The following is a 20,015-nucleotide window of genomic DNA, read 5'->3' as shown; positions in this document are numbered from 1 at the left end:
AACCCGAGCATTCTCCGCAAGCCTTATCCCCGGAACGCCGCCGCCAGCTCGCGGACGAACGCGCCCGCGCGCGGCGTCGCGACATTGCTCCTGAGCACGACCTGCGATCCGCCGAGCGACGGTAGCCCCCATGCCGGCCCGACATCGACCGTGCCTGCCGGCGCGATCCGCGCCGCGAGCGGCGAAACGCCGAGCCCGACCTGCACGGCGGCCGCGACCGCCGCCATCCCGCCGCCGACGAAGGCTTCGCGCCATGGAATGCCGGCGTGGTCGAGCGTGTCCATGCTGTGCCGGCGCAGGCGGCATTCGGCGACGAGGCTCACCAAGGGCACGGGCGCATCCGCCTGCCGCACGAGATCGGGCGCCGCGAACCAACCGACGGCGTCGTCGCGCAGTACTTCCCCGGTCCGGCTTGCCGCGAGCCGGCGGACGATCACGACATCGAGCTCGCCCCGTTCGAACGCTTCTTCCAGCGTCCGCGACGGCTCGATCCTGAGATTGATGACGATGCCGGGATCATGCGCCGTAAGCCGCGCCAGAACGGCCGGCACCTCGGCGCCGACAGCCTGTTCGCTGATGCCGACCGCGATATGCTCGGGCGCGACCGCGAAGGCCGCGAGCGCCTTGCTATGGGCCGCCAGCAGGTCGCGCGCGGCGGGCAGGAAGCGCTCGCCCTCGGCCGTTAGCCTGACGAGCCGCGGATGGCGCTGCAGCAGCAGGCGGCCGAGACCGTCCTCCAGCCGCTTCACGCGCGTGCTGACCAGCGATTGCGTCGTGCCGAGCGCCTCGGCAGCGCGGGTGAAGCTCTTCAGCTCGGCCGCTCGCAGGAAGGAGGCGACGGCATCGATGTCCAGAGTGCTCATAAATCATAATACCATATCATTGATATCGTCATAGATGCGATTTTCAGATCATGAGAAGCGGCCTATGGTGCTCTTCGACAGGCGCGGTTGCGCCTAGACACGGAGACAGACCATGCCCCTGATCAGGATTTCCATGCGCCGTGGCCGTCCGGCTTCCGAGCCGGCCGCGATCATCGACGGCGTCTACAAGGCGCTGCGAGAGACCTTCGAAGTGCCGGAGAAAGATCTCTTCGCCGTCGTCCACCAGCATGACGCCGACGAATTCGTCTTCGACGCCAATTATTTCGGCTTCAATCGCAGCGACAGGCTGGTGATCATTCAGCTCACGGTGGCCAATACGCGCGGCGTCACGCAGAAGAAGAAGCTCTACGCCGCGATCGTCGAGAACCTCACGAAGGAGCCCGGCCTGAAGCCGGACGACATCTTCATCAACCTCGTCGAGGTCAAGCGCGAGGACTGGTCCTTCGGCGGCGGCATCGCGCAATACGTGGCGTGAGGCACGCCCCGTCTTCACCAACCGCGTCGTCATCCCGGACAAGCTGCGGAGCAGCGAAGATCCGGGATCCATCGTAGAGCGCCGTAGCCCTATGATGGATCCCGGCGCTCCGCTTCGCTGCGGCCGGGATGACGGCGCGCGTGAAATTGCGGCGCCGCGCGTCACGCCCTAAACCCTCCTCATGGAATGGACGGACGAGGGCACGATCATCGGCCTCAAGGCTCATGGCGAAAGCGCCGTGATCCTGGAGGCGATGACGCGCGGGCACGGCCGCCATCTCGGCCTCGTCAGGGGCGGGCGCTCTTCCAAGGCGCAAGCCTCGCTCCAGCCCGGAAACAGTGTCTCTCTGACCTGGCGTGCGAGGCTCGACGAGCATCTCGGCGAGTACAAGGTCGAGCTGCTCACCTCACACGCAGCCCGCTTGATCGCCGCGCCGGTCGCGCTCTACGGGCTCGGCACCATCGCCGGCCTGCTGCGCCTGCTGCCGGAGCGCGATCCGCATCCCGGCCTCTACGAGGGTCTCTCGGTCCTCGTCGCCCATCTCGACGAAGCGGAGATGGCGCCGGCCCTGATCATCCGCTTCGAACTGGCCATGCTCACGGAACTGGGCTTCGGGCTCGACCTCGCGCGCTGCGCCGTCACCGGCTCGCCAGACGATCTCAGCCATGTCTCGCCGAAATCCGGCAAGGCCGTGAGCCGGCGGGCGGCGCAGCCCTATCTCGACCGCCTGCTGAAGCTGCCTTCGTTCCTCGTCGAAGGGCAGGGCGGGCGACGCCCATCGCCTGCCGACATCCTCTCGGGCTTCGCCCTGACCGGCTTCTTCCTGCGCCGCAATATCCTCGATCCGCGCGGCCTGCGCGAGCCTCCCGAGCGGGCACGATTGGTCGAAATGGCAACGCGGGCGGCGGCGAATGCGCCGCCCGGCGAATCATCCACCGCCTAAGCGCGAAAAGGCGCCCCCTGCGTTTGCGCTGGGGTCTTCGTACCTGCATTGTTCTGGCGGGCTGATTCGCGACGTGCCATAGAGCAGGCGCGAATTTTGGACAGCATGAGGGCTGACGCAGCATGGGCAAACCGGTCGATCCGCCGCCGGAAGACGAGTCCGAGCGCATCGATCTGAAATCGGCGCTCGAAGAGCGCTATCTCGCCTATGCGCTCTCCACCATCATGCACCGCGCCCTGCCGGATGCGCGCGACGGCCTGAAGCCGGTCCACCGCCGCATCCTGCACGCCATGCGGTTGCTCAGGCTCGACCCCGGCCAGGTCCACAAGAAATGCGCCCGCATCGTCGGCGACGTCATCGGTAAATTCCACCCGCATGGCGACCAGTCGGTCTATGACGCGCTGGTTCGCCTCGCGCAGGATTTCGCCCAGCGCTACCCGCTCGTCGACGGGCAAGGCAATTTCGGCAATATCGACGGCGATAACGCCGCCGCCTACCGCTATACCGAAGCGCGCATGACCGAGGTCGCGCGTCTGCTCCTCGACGGCATCGACGAGGACGCGGTCGATTTCCGCGAGACCTATAACGGCGAGGACGAGGAGCCGGTCGTGCTCCCGGCCGCCTTCCCGAACCTGCTCGCCAACGGCTCGCAGGGCATCGCGGTCGGAATGGCGACCTCGATCCCGCCGCACAACGCGGCCGAGCTCTGCGACGCCGCGCTCTACCTGATCCAGCACCCGGAGACCTCCTCCGAGCAGCTCATGACCTTCGTGCCGGGCCCGGATTTCCCGACCGGCGGCATCATCGTCGAGACCCGCGCCTCGATGGCGGAGACCTACCGCACTGGGCGCGGCGCCTTCCGCACCCGCGCGCGCTGGGTGAAGGAGGATCTCGAACGCGGTGCCTGGCAGGTTGTCGTTACCGAGATTCCCTACATGGTCTCGAAGGGCCGCCTGATCGAGAAGATCGCGGAACTCCTCAACGACAAGAAGCTGCCTCTGGTCGCGGACCTGCGCGACGAGTCGGCCGAGGACATCCGCATCGTCATCGAGCCGCGCGCCCGCAATGTCGATCCCAACCTGATGATGGAATCGCTGTTCCGGCTCTCCGAGCTGGAAGCGCGCATCTCCATGAACATGAATGTGCTGACCGGCGGGCTGGTGCCGCGCGTGCTCGGCCTCGCCGAGGCGCTGCGTGCCTGGCTCGACCATCGCCGCGAGGTGCTGCAGCGGCGTTCGCGCTTCAGGCTCGGCCAGATCGACAAGCGCCTCGAAATCCTGCGCGGCCTGCTCATCGTCTATCTCGACCTCGACCGGGTGATCAAAATCATCCGCGAGGAGGACGAGCCGAAGATCGAGCTGATGAAGGTCTTCGAGCTCACCGAGATCCAGGCCAACGCGATCCTCGACACGCGCCTGCGCGCCTTGCGCAAGCTCGAGGAGATGCAGCTCAAGACCGAGCTCGACGAGTTGACCAAGGAGAAGGAGCAGATCGAGACGCTGCTCGCCTCCGAGGCAACGCAGTGGAAGACGATCGCCTGGGATATCCGGCAGGTGAAGAAGACTTTCGGCCCGGAAACGGCGATCGGCAAGCGCCGCACCGATTTCGCCGATATGCCGGAGACTGCCGATATCGACCTGACCCAGGCCATGGTCGAGCGCGAGCCGATCACGGTCGTGATCTCGAAGAAGGGCTGGATCAGGGCGCTGAAGGGCCATGTCCAGGACAAGTCGAGCTTCTCCTTCAAGGGCGACGACGCGCTCCAGACGGCGTTCTTCACCGAGACGACCGCGAAAGTCCTGGTGTTGGCCTCGAACGGCAAGGTCTTCACGCTGGACGCGTCCAAGCTGCCGGGCGGACGCGGCTTCGGCGATCCGATCCGCCTGATGATCGAGCTGGAGGAGACGGCCGAGATCGTCTCCGCCTTCCCCTATAAGCCGGGCTCGAAACTGCTGATGGTGTCGAGCGAGGGCAGGGGCTTCGTCGCGCCGGCCGACGATGTCGTCGCCAATACCCGCAAAGGGCGGCAGGTGCTCAATGTCGATGGGGCGAACGTCGCCGTTCTGGCGGTCCCGGCCGATGGCGATCATGTCGCGATCATCGGCGAGAACCGCAAATTGCTCTGCTTCCCGATTTCGGAAGTGGCGGAGATGGGCCGCGGCAAGGGCGTGCGCCTGCAGCGTTACAAGGATGGCGGCCTCTCCGACGCCAGGACCTTCAACCTCGCTGACGGCCTGACCTGGCTCGACACCTCCGGGCGGACCTGGACAGTGACGCAGGCCGACCTGCTGGAATGGCTCGGCCACCGCGCCGAAGCCGGCCGCCTGCCGCCCAAGGGCTTCCCCAAGAGCAATACCTTCGGCGGGTAAGGGGAGAGACGCGCGTCATGCTCGGGCTTGACCCGAGCATCTCATGACCAGCGCCTTCCCGGCATGAGATTCTCGGGTCAAGCCCGAGAATGACGCCAGATCAAAGGCTTGCCGGCAGAACCGGAATCAATCCCGCAACCGCCTGAATCAGATCCTCAGCGGATCTCCCGCCCGACGACACCGACTTCCAGGCCCATCGTGATCTTGTCGGTGACGGCCCAGAGCACGCCGGCCCGCGCCTCGGGGCGGACCGCGATGCTGCTGCGGCTGAAGGGCGAAGAGAAGTCGCTTGCGCCGAAGCGCCAGGTCTCGTTAGCCGCGCTCATGCCAACCGTCGTGTAGAGCAGCACGTCCGGCGTCACCAGCACGCCGGCCTTGACCTTGAAGGCACCGGCGAAGTCGCGGGTATAGGCGGCATTGCCGAAGCTCGGATAGCCATAGCCGCCCACCGCCGGCATGTAGTCGATCGCACCGGCGATGCCGTAGACGAAATTGCCCTCGCGCCGCATCGTCCCGGCTTCCAGCCCGATCGTCGGGCCGGCACTGGTGCGCATATGCTTGCCGCTGGTGACCTGGAAGCCCGAGGAGATGCGGGCATAGGAGCCCTCCCAGCGCGGCGAGAGGCTCGGCTGATCCCAGGCGAAGGACGGCAGCTGAGCAAATCCGGACAGGGGCAGGAGAGCTTGTGCCTGCGCCGAGGCGCCTGCACCGAGCAAGGCGGCGAGCGTCGCGGTGGAAAGAAGCGGAAATCTCACGTCGAAAGCGTCCTCGCGACAGCGTGCCCCGTCGGAAGCTAGCATGGAGCGAGGCGAATGTCGCCGTTTTGTGGCGCGTTGCTTGCCGCGGCTCAGACGATCTTGGTCCTGAGCTTGAGGAAGCGCAGGGTGCGCTCCGCCGTTGCCAGATCGAGCTTGGCATAGGCATCGACATCGTCGTCGACGTCGCGCGAGGAGAAATAGAGCCGCCGCGCCCGCAATTGCAGGATGGCCCGGAAGGCCGTGGCGCCGATGCCGAGCGAGCGGCAGGCGACGGCGATGCCGCTGGAATCCCGCTGCATCAGCACGCGCAGCGCCTGCTCGATCGAGATGCCGGCGACTTCGGAGAGCACTTGCGAAAGGTGATAGGCGCGGTCTTCGTCGGCCAGCATGGTCAGCACGTCGTCGAGCTCGCGCACCTTGGCGGCGAGGTCGGAGAGCAGGAGCTTGACCTCCAGGCGCTGCTGGCGCGCCTGCCGGGCGAGCGAGACATTGGCGTCGGTGGCGGGCGCGGCGCTGCCGCCGTCGGAGAACTGCTCGACGATCCGCAGCACGCGCTGGGCACGGTTCGGTGCAAGGTCGGAGCGGCGGGCGAGCGCACCGGTGATGGCGGCATCGCCCTCGCCGCGTTCCAGCAGCCGGTCGAAGCCGCGATCGGAAAAGGCGGCGCCTTCATTGGCGCTGACGGTGTGCAGCACCCTCTGGTCGCCGCGCTCGACGAGGATGTCGGTGACGCCCTCGGACAGGCGCGCGCGCTCGGCGATGGCGACGAGATGCTGCTGCGACTGGGTAACCGCGATGGCGGCAAGGTCGGTATCGGTCAGGACCGGGGAGAGCGACAGCACGAGGCATGCGACCTCGGCATTGCTGTCGCCGCCGAGCGTGACCGCGACATTGTGCGGCAGGGTCGGCATCGCGGCGACGCGATCGGCATAGCCCTTGCGGTCCTCGTCTCCGAGATGGCCGAGCGAGCTGGTTGCGATCTCGCCGTAGTGCTCCTTTGCGGCCTCGTTCGGGTCGTGGTCGAGCAGGAAGAGGTCCGTCACGGCATTGAGAAGCTGCCGGCGCGAATCCGACGACATGTGCGCCGGCATTCGGGTCAGGTTACGCAGCATGAGGGCCCCCGCGACAAAGCAGTGGCGGCACTCTGCGCAGGTGCGGCTTGATTTACTCTTAAGGCGACGACGTTCTTTTCCGAACAACGGGGCGCTGCGCCCCGCTGTTCAGTCCGTGGTGAACTCGCTGCCCGCAGGCGGCAAGTTCTGCAGGTTATACAACTAAAAGTTGCAAATCCGTTATCGGGCGATGCGCGCTGACTTAATGCGGCTCAAGCCGCGGGCAGACAGGCTGGGCCGAGCGGCTCGAAGCTCTTGTAGGTCAGGATGAATTCCTGATGCCCCAGCTCTTCCGACTTGGTCCGACCTCCCTGGCCGAGCGAGACCACCAGATCGCGGATTTCCGTGCCCACCTCGTCGAGCCCGGCGCGGCCTTCGAGGATACGCCCGGCATCGACATCCATATCCTCGGACATCCGGCGATAAGTCTCGGGATTGGCGCAGATCTTCACCACGGGCGAGATTGCCGAGCCGACGACCGAGCCGCGCCCCGTCACGAACAGCACGCAATGCGCTCCGCAGGCGATCAATTCCGCGATCTCGGCATTGTCGTTGATGTTCGGGAAGCCGAACCGCACCTCGCCATCCGGCACCACGTCGAGCAGATAGAGTCCGCCATGCGGCGGCACGTCGCCGGGCTTGATCAGCCCGGAGATCGGCGACGCTCCGGACTTGGCATAGGCGCCCATCGATTTCTCCTCGATGGTCGAAAGCCCGCCCTCGGCATTGCCGGCGGCGAAGGAGCCGTAGCCCAGCGTGGCGTAGTAGCGCGCCGCCTTGGCCACGGATTTCTCCAGCTCGGCGCCGAGCTCGGGCGTGATCGCGCGCGCCGCCATGATGTGCTCGCAGCCGATCAATTCGCCGGTTTCCTCGAAGATGCAGGCGGCGCCTTCCGCGATGAGCTGGTCGAAGGCGCGTCCGGCGGCCGGATTGCCGGTGATCCCGGAGGTGCCGTCCGAGCCGCCGCAGACCGTGCCGACCACGAGCTCGGACACCGCCATCGGCACCGTCTCCTGCGTGTCGAGGAGAGCGCGCTGCTCCTCGACCCAGGCACGACCCTCGCGGATCGAGGCGCGGGTGCCGCCGGTGCCCTGGATGATGATCGTCTTCACTGGGCGGCCAGTGGCGCGCACGGCGCGCTCCAGCGCATACTTGTTGAAGCTCTCGCAGCCGAGCGAGACCAAGAGTACCGCTCCGACATTGGGATGGGTGCAGAGCTGCTCCATCATCCGCTCGGCATAGGGGTTCGGATAGCAGCCGGGAAAGCCGATGGCGTGGACGCCTTCCTCGCGCCAGGGCAGGGCGATCTCGCGTGCGACATGGTGGGCGCATTCGACGAGATAGGCGACCGCGACGGTGTTGCGGATGCCCTTGCGCCCGTCGGACCGGAGATAGCCGCGCATCGTGCTCATGCCGAGGCTCCCGCCTTACGTTCGTCTTCAAGATGATAGGTCGGCGTGTAGTCGCTGCGCATGTTGTGGACATGGACATGCGCGGCAGGTGCGATCGCCTCGGTCGCGACGCCGATCGGCGCGCCGTATTTCAGGATCTTCTCGCCGGCTGCGATGGCACGGCGCGCCACTTTGTGGGCGAGCGCGATGTCGCGATCGAGCGCGGCCGGGCCGGTCCCGGTCTCGACAGTCTCGCCGGCTTTCAGCCGAACCCGCGCGACGAGGACGTTGTCGCGCGGATCGAGCAGGATGAGGCGCGGATCGTGGGTCATGAGGAGCCGCCCTTCGAAGGAGGGATCGCGTCAGAACTTGCCGTACTGGAGATAGGCCTGCTGCGGATCGGTGCCGGCGAGGATCGCGGTGCGGACCTTGTTCTCGGCCGAGATCGCGGTCTCCGACTTGTCCAGGACTTCCTCGATGATCTCGATGGGAATACGGACGACGCCGTCGCGGTCGGCGAGGATATAGTCGCCCGGCCGGATCCAGACCTCGCCGATCTTGATGGGTTCGTCGACCGCCTTGGGCAGCCAGGCGCCGACGATGTCGCGCGGCGTATAGGCCTTGAAATAGGCCTGGAAGCCCATCTCGACCATGAATTCGGTGTCGCGCGAGAGCCCGTCGATGACGCAGCCGCGCACGCCCTTGTTCTTCAGCGTCTCGGCCGAAAGCTCGCCCATCAGCGCGATCTCGTTGGTGTTCGGCTGGCAGACCCAGACATGGCCGGGCTTGGCGGCGGAGAGCAGGCCGGTCCAGCCCAAGAGCGTCTCATGCGCGTCGAATTCGCCGGTCTTGCCCTCGACGGTGAAGGCCGGCCCCGCCAGCTTCTGGCCGGGCAGGAGCGGGCGCAGTTCCGGCGGCAGGACGAAATCCGTCAGGCCCATCGCCCGCATCGTGTCGTGGATGATGCCGGTATAGCAGCGCTCCAGCCTGTCGGTCAGTTCCTGGCTCATCGTTCCTCCGGATCGGCCTCTGTCGCGTGGCTCTGTGCCATGGCCGTTGCCGCTAGAGTGTCGGGAGGAGCGACGGGCGGCAAGCGCGTTTTCTGCGCGTCGTGGATGCGTTTCAATCGGTTGAATCGTTCCGATCCACGCGCTCCCAGCCCTGCGGCATCAGGCGCTCCTGCGGCAGGAAGCGCGCCTTGTAGGCCATTTTCGGCGAACCCTCGACCCAGTAGCCGAGATAGACATAAGGCAGGCCGAGACGGCGCGCCCGGGCGATATGGTCGAGCACCATGAAGGTGCCGAGCGAGCGCAGCTCCAGGCCGGGGTCATAGACCGAATAGACCATCGAGAGCCCGTCGCTCAGCGTATCGGTCAGGGCCATCGCGAAGAGATCGCCTTCGCCCCGCCCGGTGAAGCCGGAATCGGGGCCGCGGCGGCGATATTCGATCAGGCTGGTCTCGACATGGGTGTCCTCGACCATCATCGCGAAATCGAGCGCCGACATCGTCGCCATGCCGCCATCGGGATGGCGCTCGTCGAGATAGGAGCGGAACAGGGAGTAATGCTCGGAGCGCGGCCGTGGCGGCAGGGCTTCGCCAATCAGGTCGCTATTGCGGGCGAGCACCCGGCGGAACCCCCGCGACATCCGGAAATCATCGACGCAGACCTTGACCGAAACGCAGGCCCGGCAAATCTCGCAAGCGGGCCGGTAGGCGATGCTCTGCGAGCGCCGGAAGCCACCCTGCGAGAGCACGTCGTTGAGCTCTCGCGCCCGCGAACCGACGAGATGCGTGAACACCTTCCGCTCCTCGCGCCCGGGCAGATAGGGGCAAGTCGTCGGTGAGGTCAGGTAGAATTGCGGGGCATCCCGCAATGGGCGCGTCACGTCGGCTGGCTCCCCGGAAGCTTCCGACTCTGAATGTAACATCAGCCGCACCGGCAACAAGCACGGCGCGGCCGATCAGAGGTGGATTAGCGGTCTTTTGACCTGGCTCAATCGTTCAGGCGCGAACTACGACGAGCCCGGTCAGCAGGTCATGGCCCATGCGCCGGTCCTCGCGGGCGAAGCCGCAGGCGACATCGACGAGCCAGAGCAGGAAGGTGCCGGCCGCGACATAGAACAGCAACGCATGCACGGCTGCGGCAAGGCCGTCGGGGCGCCCGCCACTGGCGGTCTCGACCCTGAGGCCCGCGACGCGCATGCCCCAGGTCGACTGCTTGCGCCCACCGATCGTCAGCGCGGCATAGCCGAGCGCGGTCGCTACGGTGGCGACGGGCATCAGCAGCCAGGTCGCGCCGAAGGTGACGATGCCGAGCAGGCCCAGCAGGAACACGACCAGCCCGCCCAGGAAGAACAGCACGACGATGTCGACGAACCAGGCGAACAGTCGCGAGCCGAGAACGCCGCTGACGTTCTGGTAGGGACGCGGCTCCAGCGCCGTGATCGGCGGCTGGCCATAACGGGTATCGCTCATCGGGACTTCGATCCTCCATCGGCGCGCGAAATGCGTGCCCAGGAGATAATGTTTGTTTAGCGAGCCGGTTCCGCAAGACCGCGCGGCAGAATCCGTCGCGGCGCGAAGCCGTTCTTGGCGAGCGCGTCCTCGATCGCGCGCGAATGCGCTGCTCCACGCGTCTCCACGGTGACGTCGAGCGAGACGCCCTTGGCAGGCACGTCGAGGAAGAGCCGGCCATGGCTGACCTCGAGGATATTCGCGCCTTCCTCGCCGAGCAGGCTCGCAATCCGGCCGAGCAGGCCCGGCCGGTCGCTGGTGGTCAGGCGGAAGGCGACGATGCGGTCGTCGCGTTCCAGCTCGCGCACCATGATCGCGGCGAGAAGGCGCGTGTCGATATTGCCGCCGGTGAGCACGAGCCCGACCTTGCGGCCGGCATAGCGTTCCGGCTCCTTCAGCATCGCGGCGAGGCCGGTCGCGCCGGCGCCTTCCGCCAGACTGTGCTGAAGGCTGGCATAGGCGTTGACCGCGCGCTCGATCAGGTCTTCGCCGACGAGCACGATGTCGCCGACGAGGGCGGAGATCACCGGCAAGGTGAGCTGGCCGACGGTCTTGACCGCGATGCCCTCGGCCAATGTCGGCCCGCCGATCGGCTTGTCCTGGTGATGCACGGCATTGAAGAAGGACGGGTAGAGGCCTGCCTCGACGCCAATCAATTCGATTCCCGGCTTGATCGCCTTGGCTGCGACCGCGTTACCGGCCATCAGCCCACCGCCGCCGAGCGGGATAATCAGCATGTCGAGATCGGGAGCATCCGCCAGCATCTCCCGCGCCAGCGTGCCTTGCCCGGCCATCACGGCGGCGTCGTCGTAAGGATGGACGAAGGTGAGCTTTTCGGCTCCGGCGAGTTCGTGCGCCTTGTGGCTGGCTTCCGACAGCGTCTCGCCATGCAGCACGACGCGGGCGCCGTGAGCGCGGGTATTCTCGACCTTCACCAGCGGCGTCGGCTCGGGCATCACGATCGTCGCCGGGATGCCGAAGCGCTTGGCGTGATAGGCGATAGCCTGGGCATGGTTGCCGGCCGACATCGCGACGACGCCGCGCGCCCGCTCGGCCTCGCTCAGCGTCAGCAGCTTGTTGACCGCGCCACGCTCCTTGAAGGACGCCGTCGCCTGCATGTTCTCGTGCTTCACCAGCACGGTCGCGCCCGTCAGTTCGGACAGACGCGGCGCCGGCACGAGTGGCGTGCGCAGCACATGCCCGGCGATCCGCCCGGCGGCGGCGTCGATATCCTCGGGGGTGATCGCGAAGCTTTCGCTCATGCTCGGGTCTCGATTCCGTCGGCAGGCGAAGGAGAGGGCCTCACACGCGGCGCGGCGTCAATTCGCCGTCGCCGAAAAAGCCGCCGGGGCGCCAGATCAGCACGATGGCGAGCAATGAATAGACGGCGAGGTCGCGCTGCTCGATCGGCAGCGTCGCCGACCAGATCGCCTCGAAGGCGGCGATGCAGAGGCCGCCGAGCGCAGCCCCGCTGACCGAGCCGATGCCGCCGAGGATCGCTGCGACGAGCGCCTTCAGGCCGAGCGAGAAACCGCCGGCGAAGCCCATGCCGCCATAGATCGCGGTGACGATGACGCCGGCGATCCCGCAAGCGGCGCAGGCGATGATGACGGCGACGTCATGGACCGCGCGGGCATCGACGCCGAACAGTGCCGCGGTCTTGGCGTCATCCGACACGGCTCGCCAGGCTCGGCCATAGGCGGTGCGCCGGATCAGCAGGACGACACCGAGCGTCGTGCCGAGCCCGATTGCCGCCAGCACCAGCGCGAGCGGGTTCAGGGTGAGGATGAAATTGCCGGCATGGGCCAGCGGGATCGGCGTGTTGAACACCGGCGGCAGCCAGCGCAGCTCCGGCCCCTGCGCCAGCCTGAGATATTCGGACATCGCGATGGCGAGCCCGATCGTGGCGATCAGCATCTGCTGGCCGGTGCCGCGCTCGAGATGGCGCAGCACGAAGCGGCCCATGGCAAAGCCATGCAGGGCACAGACGGCGATCGCGACGGCGAAGGCGACGACCAGCCCCGAGATCGGCGTTGAGATGGCGAGCGAGAGCAGCAGCGCGACGCCGACGACGGAAGCAAGCGCGCCCAGCGCCGCGAACTCGCCGAAACTCAGGATGATCCGCCCGGTCAGGCCGTAGACAAGGGCGTAGGCCGCCGCGAGCATGCCGTAGATCGCCGCCGAGGGCAGGGCGCTCAGGCCCTGCTGCAGGCCATAGGCGAGGCCGGCGGGAATCGCCGGCAAGCTCTCGGCTGCCGGTTCGGCCGGGTCCGGCGGTGGCGAGGCCCGGTCCTCCAGATAGAAGCGTCGCAGCAGGTAGAAGCTCGCATCGGCCATCGGCCGCCCGTCCGAGGCAATGCCGATCATGGCGCCGCGGCTCGGCCCGGTTCCTTCGCTCGCAAACAGACAATCGATGCTGCGATGGCGCGACAGGCCGTCGCCGAGCTGGACCCGGTAGAGCAGCCGAAGCGCGCGCGGCAGGGGCCCCTTGGTGGTCCGCTCGATCTCGATCTTGGCGTTCGGCGGATTGAGCGGCGGGATCGCCTGCCGGCAAAGGCGCATCTGGTCGGTGTCGAAATCGGCACCGCAGCCCGCGAGGGCGAGCGTGACGACGGCCAGAATCGACAGAAGGAGCGGGCGCATGCTGGCGCGACGGTAGCGCTTGCGGGGCCGCGGTGTCATCCCGTGCGCGGTGCAGCGCGCAGCGATGCGCCGCAGACACGGGATCGTCGGCAGAAGGAGGCGCCTTTACCGGATGGCGGTCCCGCATCTGCGCAGCAGCACTGACGTGCCAGCAGCGCGTGCGGGGTGACACGCTAGCTCGCGCCGTGCGAGCCTAGGTAGTAGGTCAGAATTTCAACCTCGTCCGTCAGCTCCTGCGCCTTGTCGTCGCGGCCGAGGCGACGATAGTCCTCCGCCGCATCGTTCCGAGCCCGAATTTCAGCCTCGACCAACTGGCGAATATCATCCTGGCTCAGCGCCCGGCGCGGAACCTCGACGGCGCTGTCGCCGAAAGCATGGAAGACATACGTGTCGTGCTTGTCCCCGACAGGGACGGCCTGCGCATTGTCGATCGCGGAAATCAAACCGCGCAGCGTCGTCACCTCGGTGGCTTTCCGTTCCCGCATCGCCGCCCGCAGGGCGGCCTTGAGGGTGGCCAGGAAGCTCTGGCTTTCATCCGTTGTCATGTCGAAACCATGGTGTTCCTGGAAGCGCGCTGTCATCCCGTGCGCGGTGCAGCGCGTAAGCGATGCGCCGCAGGCACGGGACCGCGCGACGAGAAGGCGCCTTTTCCGGCAAGCGATCCCGCATCTGCGCAGCAGCACTAACGTGCCGCAGCGCGTGCGGGATGACACCCTTGGCGTGGTTACGCGCCGGCCTTCAGCTTCTTCGCCACGCGCGGTGCGAAATAGGTCAGCACGCCGTCGGCGCCGGCACGCTTGAACGCCAGCAGGCTCTCCAGCATCGCCTTGTCCCCGTCGAGCCAGCCATTATTCGCCGCAGCCATGATCATCGCGTACTCGCCGGAGACCTGATAGGCGAAGGTCGGCACGCGGAAATGATCCTTCACACGCGCCACCACGTCGAGATAGGGCAGGCCGGGCTTGATCATCACCATGTCGGCGCCCTCTTCGAGGTCGAGCATCACCTCCGCGATCGCCTCGTCGGAATTGGCCGGGTCCATCTGGTAGGTGCGCTTGTCGCCGACGAGCGTGGCATTGGTGCCGATCGCATCGCGGAACGGGCCGTAGAAGGCCGAGGCGTATTTCGCCGCATAGGCCATGATCTGCACGTCCTCATGGCCGTCACCGTCGAGTGCCGCCCGGATCGCGCCGACGCGCCCGTCCATCATGTCCGAGGGCGCGATCACATCGGCCCCGGCATCGGCCAGCGCCAGCGCCTGCCCGACGAGGATCTGCACGCTGGCGTCGTTGAGGACTCGTTCGCCCTCCATCACGCCGTCATGGCCATGCGAGGTATAGGGGTCGAGCGCGGCGTCGCAGATGATGCCGATCTCGGGCACCTCGCGCTTGATCGCGCGCACGGCGCGGCACATCAGGTTGCCGGTATTGAGCGCTTCCGAACCGGTCGGATCGCGCAGGGCCTTGTCCACATAAGGGAAGGGCGCGATCGCCGGAATGCCGAGCGCGGCGGCCTCGGCGGCCTGGCGCACGGCCTCGTCGATATTGAGCCGGTCGACGCCGGGCATCCATTCCACCGGCGAGCGGGCTTCGCTGGAATCCATCAGGAAGATCGGCCAGATCAGGTCGTCGGTCGTCAGCGCCGATTCCCGCACCAGCCGGCGCGACCACTCCGCCTTGCGGTTGCGGCGCATGCGGCGCGTCAGGCCGAGCGACGGCACGTCGTCATGACGGGATTTCGGGGTCGGGAAAGGCCGCACGACCGGGGATTCCATGGCGATTGCCTCAAGCGATGAACGGTACGGGCGCGGCTTTCGTCATGCGGGCGAAACCGGCCGATCACTTCTTTATCACATCGGAACGATTCCAAAACAGGGCGCATGGTCGCAACTTTGCCGGCATCGCGGTGGCCGTGGATGGCGGCGATCCCGCTCTTGCCTTGCGCGTCCTTTCGCGACGAAGTCTGCCCTGCTGACCGCAAGGACCCCTCGCGTGCCGAAACCGATCTGGATCATCGTCCCCATGCTTTGCCTTGCCGCGGGCCCGGCCCCGGCCGAAGTCACGCGCCGCGACGCGATCGAGGCTCAGACGGCGAGCGCACTGGCATCCGCCGACTATGCCGAGCGCCATTGCCCGTCGCTGCGGATCGGCCGGCAGCGCATCGAGCAGAACCTGAAATCGATCAAGGGGACGGTCGAGGGCCTGCGCCGCACCGAAAGCTATGAGGAGCAGGTCGTGGCGCTGCAAACGGTCGAGAAGCAGCATGGCCGGGCGATGGTCTGCACCGTGCTCCCTTCGGCTCATGGCGGCTACGGGCGCGGCATCATCCTGCGCTGATGCCCAGATGGACCGCCGATCCCTCGCGTTGACAAGCCATCCCCCGCCTTCCAGAACCGCTGCCCACGGAAGCGGGATCGGACCATGACTGAAGATCGCGAGATCATCTGCGAGATTCGCGGCGCTGCCGGCGTCGTCGTGCTCAACCGGCCGAAGGCGCTGAACGCGCTGAGCCTCGGCATGGTCCGCGAGCTCGCGCGTGCCCTCGACGCCTGGGAGAACGATCCGCAGGTCACGCGCGTCGTCGTCATCAGCACGAGCGAGAAGGCCTTTTCGGCCGGCGGCGACATCCGCTGGCTGCATGATTGCGGCAAGGCCGGCCGCCATGACGAGATGCTCGCCTTCTGGGGCGAGGAGTACATCCTCAATCACCGCATCAAGACTTATCCCAAGCCCTATGTCGCCCTGATCGACGGCATCGTCATGGGCGGCGGTGTCGGCATATCCTTGCATGGCAGCCATCGCATCGCCGGCGACCGCTATCTCTTCGCCATGCCGGAGGTCGGCATCGGCTTCTTCCCGGATGTCGGCGCGACCTATGCGTTGCCGCGCCTGGAAGGCGGCTTCGGCAGCTTCCTCGCGCTCACCGGCGAGCGCGTCGGCGCGGCCGATGCGCTGGCAGGCGGGCTCGCGACCCATGGCGTGCCGAGCGAGCGCATGGCGGAACTCGCCGATGCGCTGACCCGGCCGGGCTCCGTCGACGACATCCTTGCCGGCTTCACGCTGCAGCGCGGCCCTGGCCCCTTGCATGGCGAGAGGGCGATGATGGCCGAGGCCTTCACGGCCGCGACCTTGCCGGAGGTGATCGCGCGCCTGCGCCGGGCCGCCGAGAAGGGCAGCGCGCTGGCCGGAAAGCTCTTGCAGACTATCGCGGTGAAGTCGCCGACCAGCGTCGCCATCGCCTTCGAGCAGATGCGACGTGGAGCCGGGCTCGATTTCGCCGAGGCGATGCGCACCGAATACCGCATCGTCTCGCGCATCGCCCGCGGCCATGACTTCTATGAGGGCGTGCGTGCCGTGGTAATCGACAAGGATCAGGCGCCGCGCTGGCAGCCGGCGACGCTGGACGAGGTGCAGCAAGCCGATATCGACGCCTATTTCGCGCCGCTCGGTGCCGATGAACTGAAGCTGGAGGGCTGAGCTTGGGCCTGGGCGGAGACGGCGAGGCCCTGCGCGGTGCCGGGGCGGGCGAGGCCGAAGCCAAGCGGTCGAACCGCTGGCGGCTCGTCCTCGTCTGGTTCCTGCGCCTGCTCTCGGCCTTCTGGCTCGCCAAGGGGCTGACGGCCTGGATGGTGATCTTCGGCCTGCCCGGCAATCCGCAGCCGCCCTTCGAGAACCGCCTGCTGAGCTACCAGGCGATCATCGTCTACTTCGCCGTGATCGACCTCGTCGCCGCCGTCGGCCTCTGGCTGACCTCGACCTGGGGCGGCGTGCTCTGGCTGCTCGCCGCGATCAGCCAGATGCTGCTCGGCTTCTTCTTCCCGCGCTTCGTGCCGATGACGGCCTGGCTCGTCGGCCTCTATATCGGGTTGATCGCCGTCTACTTCCTGGCGACCTGGGCGGCCGAGAACGAGGCGGAGTAGCTGGCGGCGTGTCGGCAGAAGGTGTCTTCCCGCACGCGCTGCGGCATGCAATGCCGCTGCGCAGATGCGGGACCGTCATCCGGAAAAGGTGCCTGTCATCCCGTGCGCGCCGCAGCGTGAAACGCTGCTGCGCAGACACGGGACCGTCCTCATGAAAAGGCGCCTTTCTCGTCACGCGGTCCCGTATCTGCGGCGCACCGCTTCGCGCTGCACCGCGCACGGGATGACAGCGCGGAGTAGCCGCCTGACCGCTCGATTGCGCCGAGTCATGGTAAGAATCGCTTTAGCTTAAGCGTTTCTGGCTTCACTTACGATTCACCCAAAGGGGTAAATCCCTGATTCATCCTGATATTTAAACTCGTTTTCATCCGCTCCAGCATATGGTGTTTTTCAGAAGCGGACCGGGAGACAAATCCTGGCCGACACACAACAGGCGGGATATACCATGAAAGCGAGCGTCAAGACTTCGGATGTTGCCAAGACGAGCGATGCCGACCTCAACGTGAAGCCTCTTTATCTTGAGTCCCTCACGCTGGTGGAGCGTCTGCATCGCCGTCTGCTCGACGTCATCAAGGATGAGTTCGAGCGCCGCGGCCGGGACGACGTCAACAGCGTGCAGGCCCTGCTGCTCTACAATATCGGCGATGCCGAGCTGTCGGCCAGCGAGCTGCGGACCCGCGGCTACTACCTCGGCTCGAACGTCTCCTACAACGTCAAGAAGCTGGTCGAGCTCGGCTATCTCCACCATGCCCGGTCGCGCATCGACCGTCGCTCGGTCCGCATCAGCCTGACGGATAAGGGTGCTGCGGTGCACGATATCGTGAAGGGCGTCTACGACAAGCATGTCCGCACGGTCGAGCAGATCGGCGGCATCGCGGCCGATGACTTCGAGCGGATGAACAACGCCCTGCTGCGCCTGGAGCGCTTCTGGACCGACCAGATCCGCTACAAGCTCTGAGATATCAGTCGCTTTTCGGCGACGACATGCCTATCCGCCTGCCCTGACGCGGCCGGGACACCTCCCGGTCGCGCTGGCGCGTTTCCGGCTGTTGCCGGCGGGACTGTGGTTTTGCTGCCATGCATGCAGCAAAAGCGGGCCATGCCCTAAATTCGCCTCTGTCATCACGCCTCGTTAACTGTGCTAGGACACCGTCGGCGGCAGTGAACTTGTCCGTCGCGCCAGTGCATCGCCAGCGTCGCCCGTTCAGGCGACGTTTTTGTGTGGTCTGCGCGCATGCGTGAAGTCTTGAAGAGGGAAGAGATGTCGCATTTGAGCCTGACCCGCCGCGAAACCGTGCTGGCCCTGTTGTCGGGCGCCGCCACGGCAGCCGCCGCACCGGCGTTCGCCCAGCAGGCCGAATGGCGCCAGAGCTACGATGCTGGCGCGCGCAACGCCGTGGTGCGCTCCTCGACGCCGATGCTGTCGGCCGAGGCGCTGCAGGCGACGGAGCAGGCGATCGCGGCCTATCGCGACCTCGCCGCGCGCGGTGGCTGGCCGCAGGTTCAGTTGCCCGAGCGCATGAGCGTGGGTGCCAAGGGGCAGGGCGTCGTGGCCCTGCGGCGCCGTCTGATCGTCACCGGCGATCTCGATGCCGCGGCTGGCGACAGCAACGTCTATGATTCCTATGTCGAGGCGGGCGTGCGCCGCTTCCAGTCGCGCATGGGCCTGTCGACCACCGGTTCGATCAACCGCGCGACCATCGCAGCCCTCAACGTACCGATCGATCGCCGCATCCGCCAGCTCGAGACCAATGTCGTCCGGCTGCGCAGCTGGTCAGGCAATCTCGGCGGCCGCTATGTCGTCGCCAACATCCCGGCCGCGACGGTCGAGACCGTCGAGAACGGCCATGTCGCCACGCGCCACGCGGCCGGCGTCGGCAAGATCGACCGTCAGTCGCCGCTGCTTCAGACCAAGATTCCCGAAGTCAATTTCAACCCGACCTGGACGGTTCCGGCCTCGATCATCCGCAAGGACCTGATCCCGACCATGCGCAAGCAGCCGAACTACCTGACGGAGAACAAGATCCGCATCATCTCGCCGAATGGCGGCGAGATTGCGCCGGCCAGCGTCAACTGGAACTCCGACGAGGCGACGCGCTACACCTTCCGGCAGGATCCGGGCGGCGAGTTCAACTCGCTCGGCTTCGTACGCATCAACATTCCGAGCCCACACGGCGTCTACATGCACGACACGCCGTCGAAGGGCATCTTCGGCGACGATTACCGCTTCGTCTCCTCGGGCTGCATGCGCGTCCAGAACGTGCGCGACTATGTCGCCTGGCTCCTGAAGAACACGCCCGGCTGGGATCGCGCCAAGATCGACGAGACCATCCAGTCCGGCCAGCGCGTCAACGCCCGCATCGCCGATCCCGTGGCCTGCTACTGGGTCTATGTCACCGCCTGGGCCACGCCCGATGGCGGCGTGCAGTTCCGCGACGACATCTACAACAAGGACGGCCTCGGGCCTGCGCCTGTCGCGGCGCTGCAGGGCGATCAGGACATCTGAGGCGTTTGCTTCATCCGAAGACCGAGAAAGCCCGCCGGTTTCCGGCGGGCTTTTTCATATCTGGATGCTCGCTACAGGTTTCAGCGCGTCAGCCAGGACGGGGCGACGTAGCCGACGCAGCGCGCCTCTCCGCGCCCCGGATTCATCACCTCAAAGGCCGGCACGGGGCAGTTGTTCCCGGGGGCTGGATTGTTGAGACGCGCGATGCTGTTGTCGCCACCCGGGAGCAAGCGATAGACGCTTGTGGACCCACCCGGATAATATTGCCTGGTCACCGTCCAGGTTTCGGCGGACGCCTCCTGACTCATCATCGGCATCGACAGGGCGATCGCGCTCGCACCGCCGAGAAAGACCTTCTTGATCTGCGCCGAGATCGAAGAGGCCGGGGAGGAGGCGCCGGGCGCGTGCTGTTTTGGGGCGTTCTGTGTCATTGAGAGGCATCCAGTGTTACGCTGATGCCTCTCGCAGCAAGCCGCAAGCCATAATTTGTTAACCAATGC

General features: G+C 66.6%; 21 protein-coding genes. 8 read left to right on the top strand and 13 right to left on the bottom strand.

Translation table 11 applies throughout. From position 1 onward, the window contains the following. Positions 1 to 23: 23 nt before the first annotated feature. Positions 24 to 863 (bottom strand): LysR family transcriptional regulator, encoded by an 840-nt coding sequence (locus AC3WMA_RS02215; protein WP_492283773.1) that lies wholly within the window; start codon positions 861 to 863, stop codon positions 24 to 26. Between the two features lie 112 nt (positions 864 to 975). On the opposite strand from AC3WMA_RS02215, the gene AC3WMA_RS02210 reads away from it, so the two are divergent. The 3 genes from AC3WMA_RS02210 to parC all read left to right on the top strand — a co-directional run bounded on the left by AC3WMA_RS02210 (position 976) and on the right by parC (position 4,671). Then, positions 976 to 1,359: a tautomerase family protein gene (locus AC3WMA_RS02210; RefSeq protein WP_336814470.1), complete on the top strand. Its 384-nt coding sequence runs from the start codon at positions 976 to 978 to the stop codon at positions 1,357 to 1,359. Positions 1,360 to 1,540: 181 nt separating this feature from the next. Then, complete coding sequence (gene recO / locus AC3WMA_RS02205; protein WP_492283772.1) at positions 1,541 to 2,302, top strand: DNA repair protein RecO; 762 nt, start codon at positions 1,541 to 1,543, stop codon at positions 2,300 to 2,302. 122 nt (positions 2,303 to 2,424) lie between these two features. Continuing rightward, on the top strand, positions 2,425 to 4,671 hold the full coding sequence (gene parC / locus AC3WMA_RS02200) for a DNA topoisomerase IV subunit A (protein WP_492283771.1): 2,247 nt from the start codon (positions 2,425 to 2,427) through the stop codon (positions 4,669 to 4,671). 155 nt (positions 4,672 to 4,826) lie between these two features. Here the strand turns inward: parC and AC3WMA_RS02195 are convergent, their stop codons facing one another. The 11 genes from AC3WMA_RS02195 to hemB all read right to left on the bottom strand — a co-directional run bounded on the left by AC3WMA_RS02195 (position 4,827) and on the right by hemB (position 14,864). Further along, positions 4,827 to 5,426: an outer membrane protein gene (locus AC3WMA_RS02195; RefSeq protein WP_492283770.1), complete on the bottom strand. Its 600-nt coding sequence runs from the start codon at positions 5,424 to 5,426 to the stop codon at positions 4,827 to 4,829. Positions 5,427 to 5,518: 92 nt separating this feature from the next. After that, positions 5,519 to 6,508 carry a DUF2336 domain-containing protein gene (locus AC3WMA_RS02190; protein ID WP_492283769.1) on the bottom strand — a complete coding sequence of 330 codons (990 nt, stop codon included), beginning with the start codon at positions 6,506 to 6,508 and terminating at the stop codon, positions 5,519 to 5,521. Between the two features lie 245 nt (positions 6,509 to 6,753). Then, on the bottom strand, positions 6,754 to 7,953 hold the full coding sequence (locus AC3WMA_RS02185) for a UxaA family hydrolase (protein WP_492283768.1): 1,200 nt from the start codon (positions 7,951 to 7,953) through the stop codon (positions 6,754 to 6,756). Next, positions 7,950 to 8,264: a UxaA family hydrolase gene (locus AC3WMA_RS02180; protein ID WP_492283767.1), complete on the bottom strand. Its 315-nt coding sequence runs from the start codon at positions 8,262 to 8,264 to the stop codon at positions 7,950 to 7,952. The genes AC3WMA_RS02185 and AC3WMA_RS02180 overlap by 4 nt, the downstream gene beginning before the upstream one ends. Before the next feature lie 30 nt (positions 8,265 to 8,294). Further along, positions 8,295 to 8,942, bottom strand: coding sequence for an RraA family protein (locus AC3WMA_RS02175; protein WP_492283766.1), 648 nt, complete (start codon positions 8,940 to 8,942; stop codon positions 8,295 to 8,297). Positions 8,943 to 9,054: 112 nt separating this feature from the next. Then, on the bottom strand, positions 9,055 to 9,819 hold the full coding sequence (locus AC3WMA_RS02170) for an arginyltransferase (RefSeq protein ID WP_336814478.1): 765 nt from the start codon (positions 9,817 to 9,819) through the stop codon (positions 9,055 to 9,057). 115 nt (positions 9,820 to 9,934) lie between these two features. After that, positions 9,935 to 10,408, bottom strand: coding sequence for an RDD family protein (locus AC3WMA_RS02165; RefSeq protein ID WP_492283765.1), 474 nt, complete (start codon positions 10,406 to 10,408; stop codon positions 9,935 to 9,937). Positions 10,409 to 10,464: 56 nt separating this feature from the next. Then, positions 10,465 to 11,709 (bottom strand): threonine ammonia-lyase, encoded by a 1,245-nt coding sequence (locus AC3WMA_RS02160; RefSeq protein WP_492283764.1) that lies wholly within the window; start codon positions 11,707 to 11,709, stop codon positions 10,465 to 10,467. Positions 11,710 to 11,749: 40 nt separating this feature from the next. Then, a complete protein-coding gene (locus AC3WMA_RS02155; protein WP_492283763.1) occupies positions 11,750 to 13,129 on the bottom strand; it encodes a branched-chain amino acid ABC transporter permease in 1,380 nt (459 codons plus the stop codon). Positions 13,130 to 13,263: 134 nt separating this feature from the next. Continuing rightward, positions 13,264 to 13,671: a GatB/YqeY domain-containing protein gene (locus AC3WMA_RS02150; RefSeq protein ID WP_492283762.1), complete on the bottom strand. Its 408-nt coding sequence runs from the start codon at positions 13,669 to 13,671 to the stop codon at positions 13,264 to 13,266. A gap of 143 nt (positions 13,672 to 13,814) precedes the next feature. Continuing rightward, positions 13,815 to 14,864 (bottom strand): porphobilinogen synthase, encoded by a 1,050-nt coding sequence (gene hemB / locus AC3WMA_RS02145; RefSeq protein ID WP_492283761.1) that lies wholly within the window; start codon positions 14,862 to 14,864, stop codon positions 13,815 to 13,817. 217 nt (positions 14,865 to 15,081) lie between these two features. Between hemB and AC3WMA_RS02140 the strand changes: the two genes are divergently transcribed. The 5 genes from AC3WMA_RS02140 to AC3WMA_RS02120 all read left to right on the top strand — a co-directional run bounded on the left by AC3WMA_RS02140 (position 15,082) and on the right by AC3WMA_RS02120 (position 19,515). Then, positions 15,082 to 15,426, top strand: coding sequence for a hypothetical protein (locus tag AC3WMA_RS02140; protein ID WP_492283760.1), 345 nt, complete (start codon positions 15,082 to 15,084; stop codon positions 15,424 to 15,426). A gap of 84 nt (positions 15,427 to 15,510) precedes the next feature. Further along, positions 15,511 to 16,566, top strand: a complete 1,056-nt coding sequence (locus AC3WMA_RS02135; protein ID WP_492283759.1) for an enoyl-CoA hydratase/isomerase family protein — start codon at positions 15,511 to 15,513, stop codon at positions 16,564 to 16,566. A gap of 2 nt (positions 16,567 to 16,568) precedes the next feature. Next, a complete protein-coding gene (locus AC3WMA_RS02130) occupies positions 16,569 to 17,009 on the top strand; it encodes a DUF6163 family protein (protein WP_492283758.1) in 441 nt (146 codons plus the stop codon). A gap of 445 nt (positions 17,010 to 17,454) precedes the next feature. Beyond that, complete coding sequence (ldtR, locus tag AC3WMA_RS02125) at positions 17,455 to 17,967, top strand: transcriptional regulator LdtR (protein ID WP_336814487.1); 513 nt, start codon at positions 17,455 to 17,457, stop codon at positions 17,965 to 17,967. A 303-nt stretch (positions 17,968 to 18,270) separates the two neighbouring features. After that, entirely contained in the window at positions 18,271 to 19,515 is a 1,245-nt protein-coding gene (locus AC3WMA_RS02120) for a L,D-transpeptidase family protein (RefSeq protein ID WP_492283757.1), read from the top strand. A gap of 80 nt (positions 19,516 to 19,595) precedes the next feature. Here AC3WMA_RS02120 and AC3WMA_RS02115 read toward each other — a convergent pair whose 3' ends face one another. Next, complete coding sequence (locus AC3WMA_RS02115; RefSeq protein WP_492283756.1) at positions 19,596 to 19,946, bottom strand: hypothetical protein; 351 nt, start codon at positions 19,944 to 19,946, stop codon at positions 19,596 to 19,598. Between the last annotated feature and the right edge of the window lie 69 nt (positions 19,947 to 20,015).

The organism is Allobosea sp. FW305-C-101 (assembly GCF_058783685.1).
Note: the sequence above shows the minus strand (reverse complement) of the source record. Positions and strands in the feature narration are given on the sequence as shown.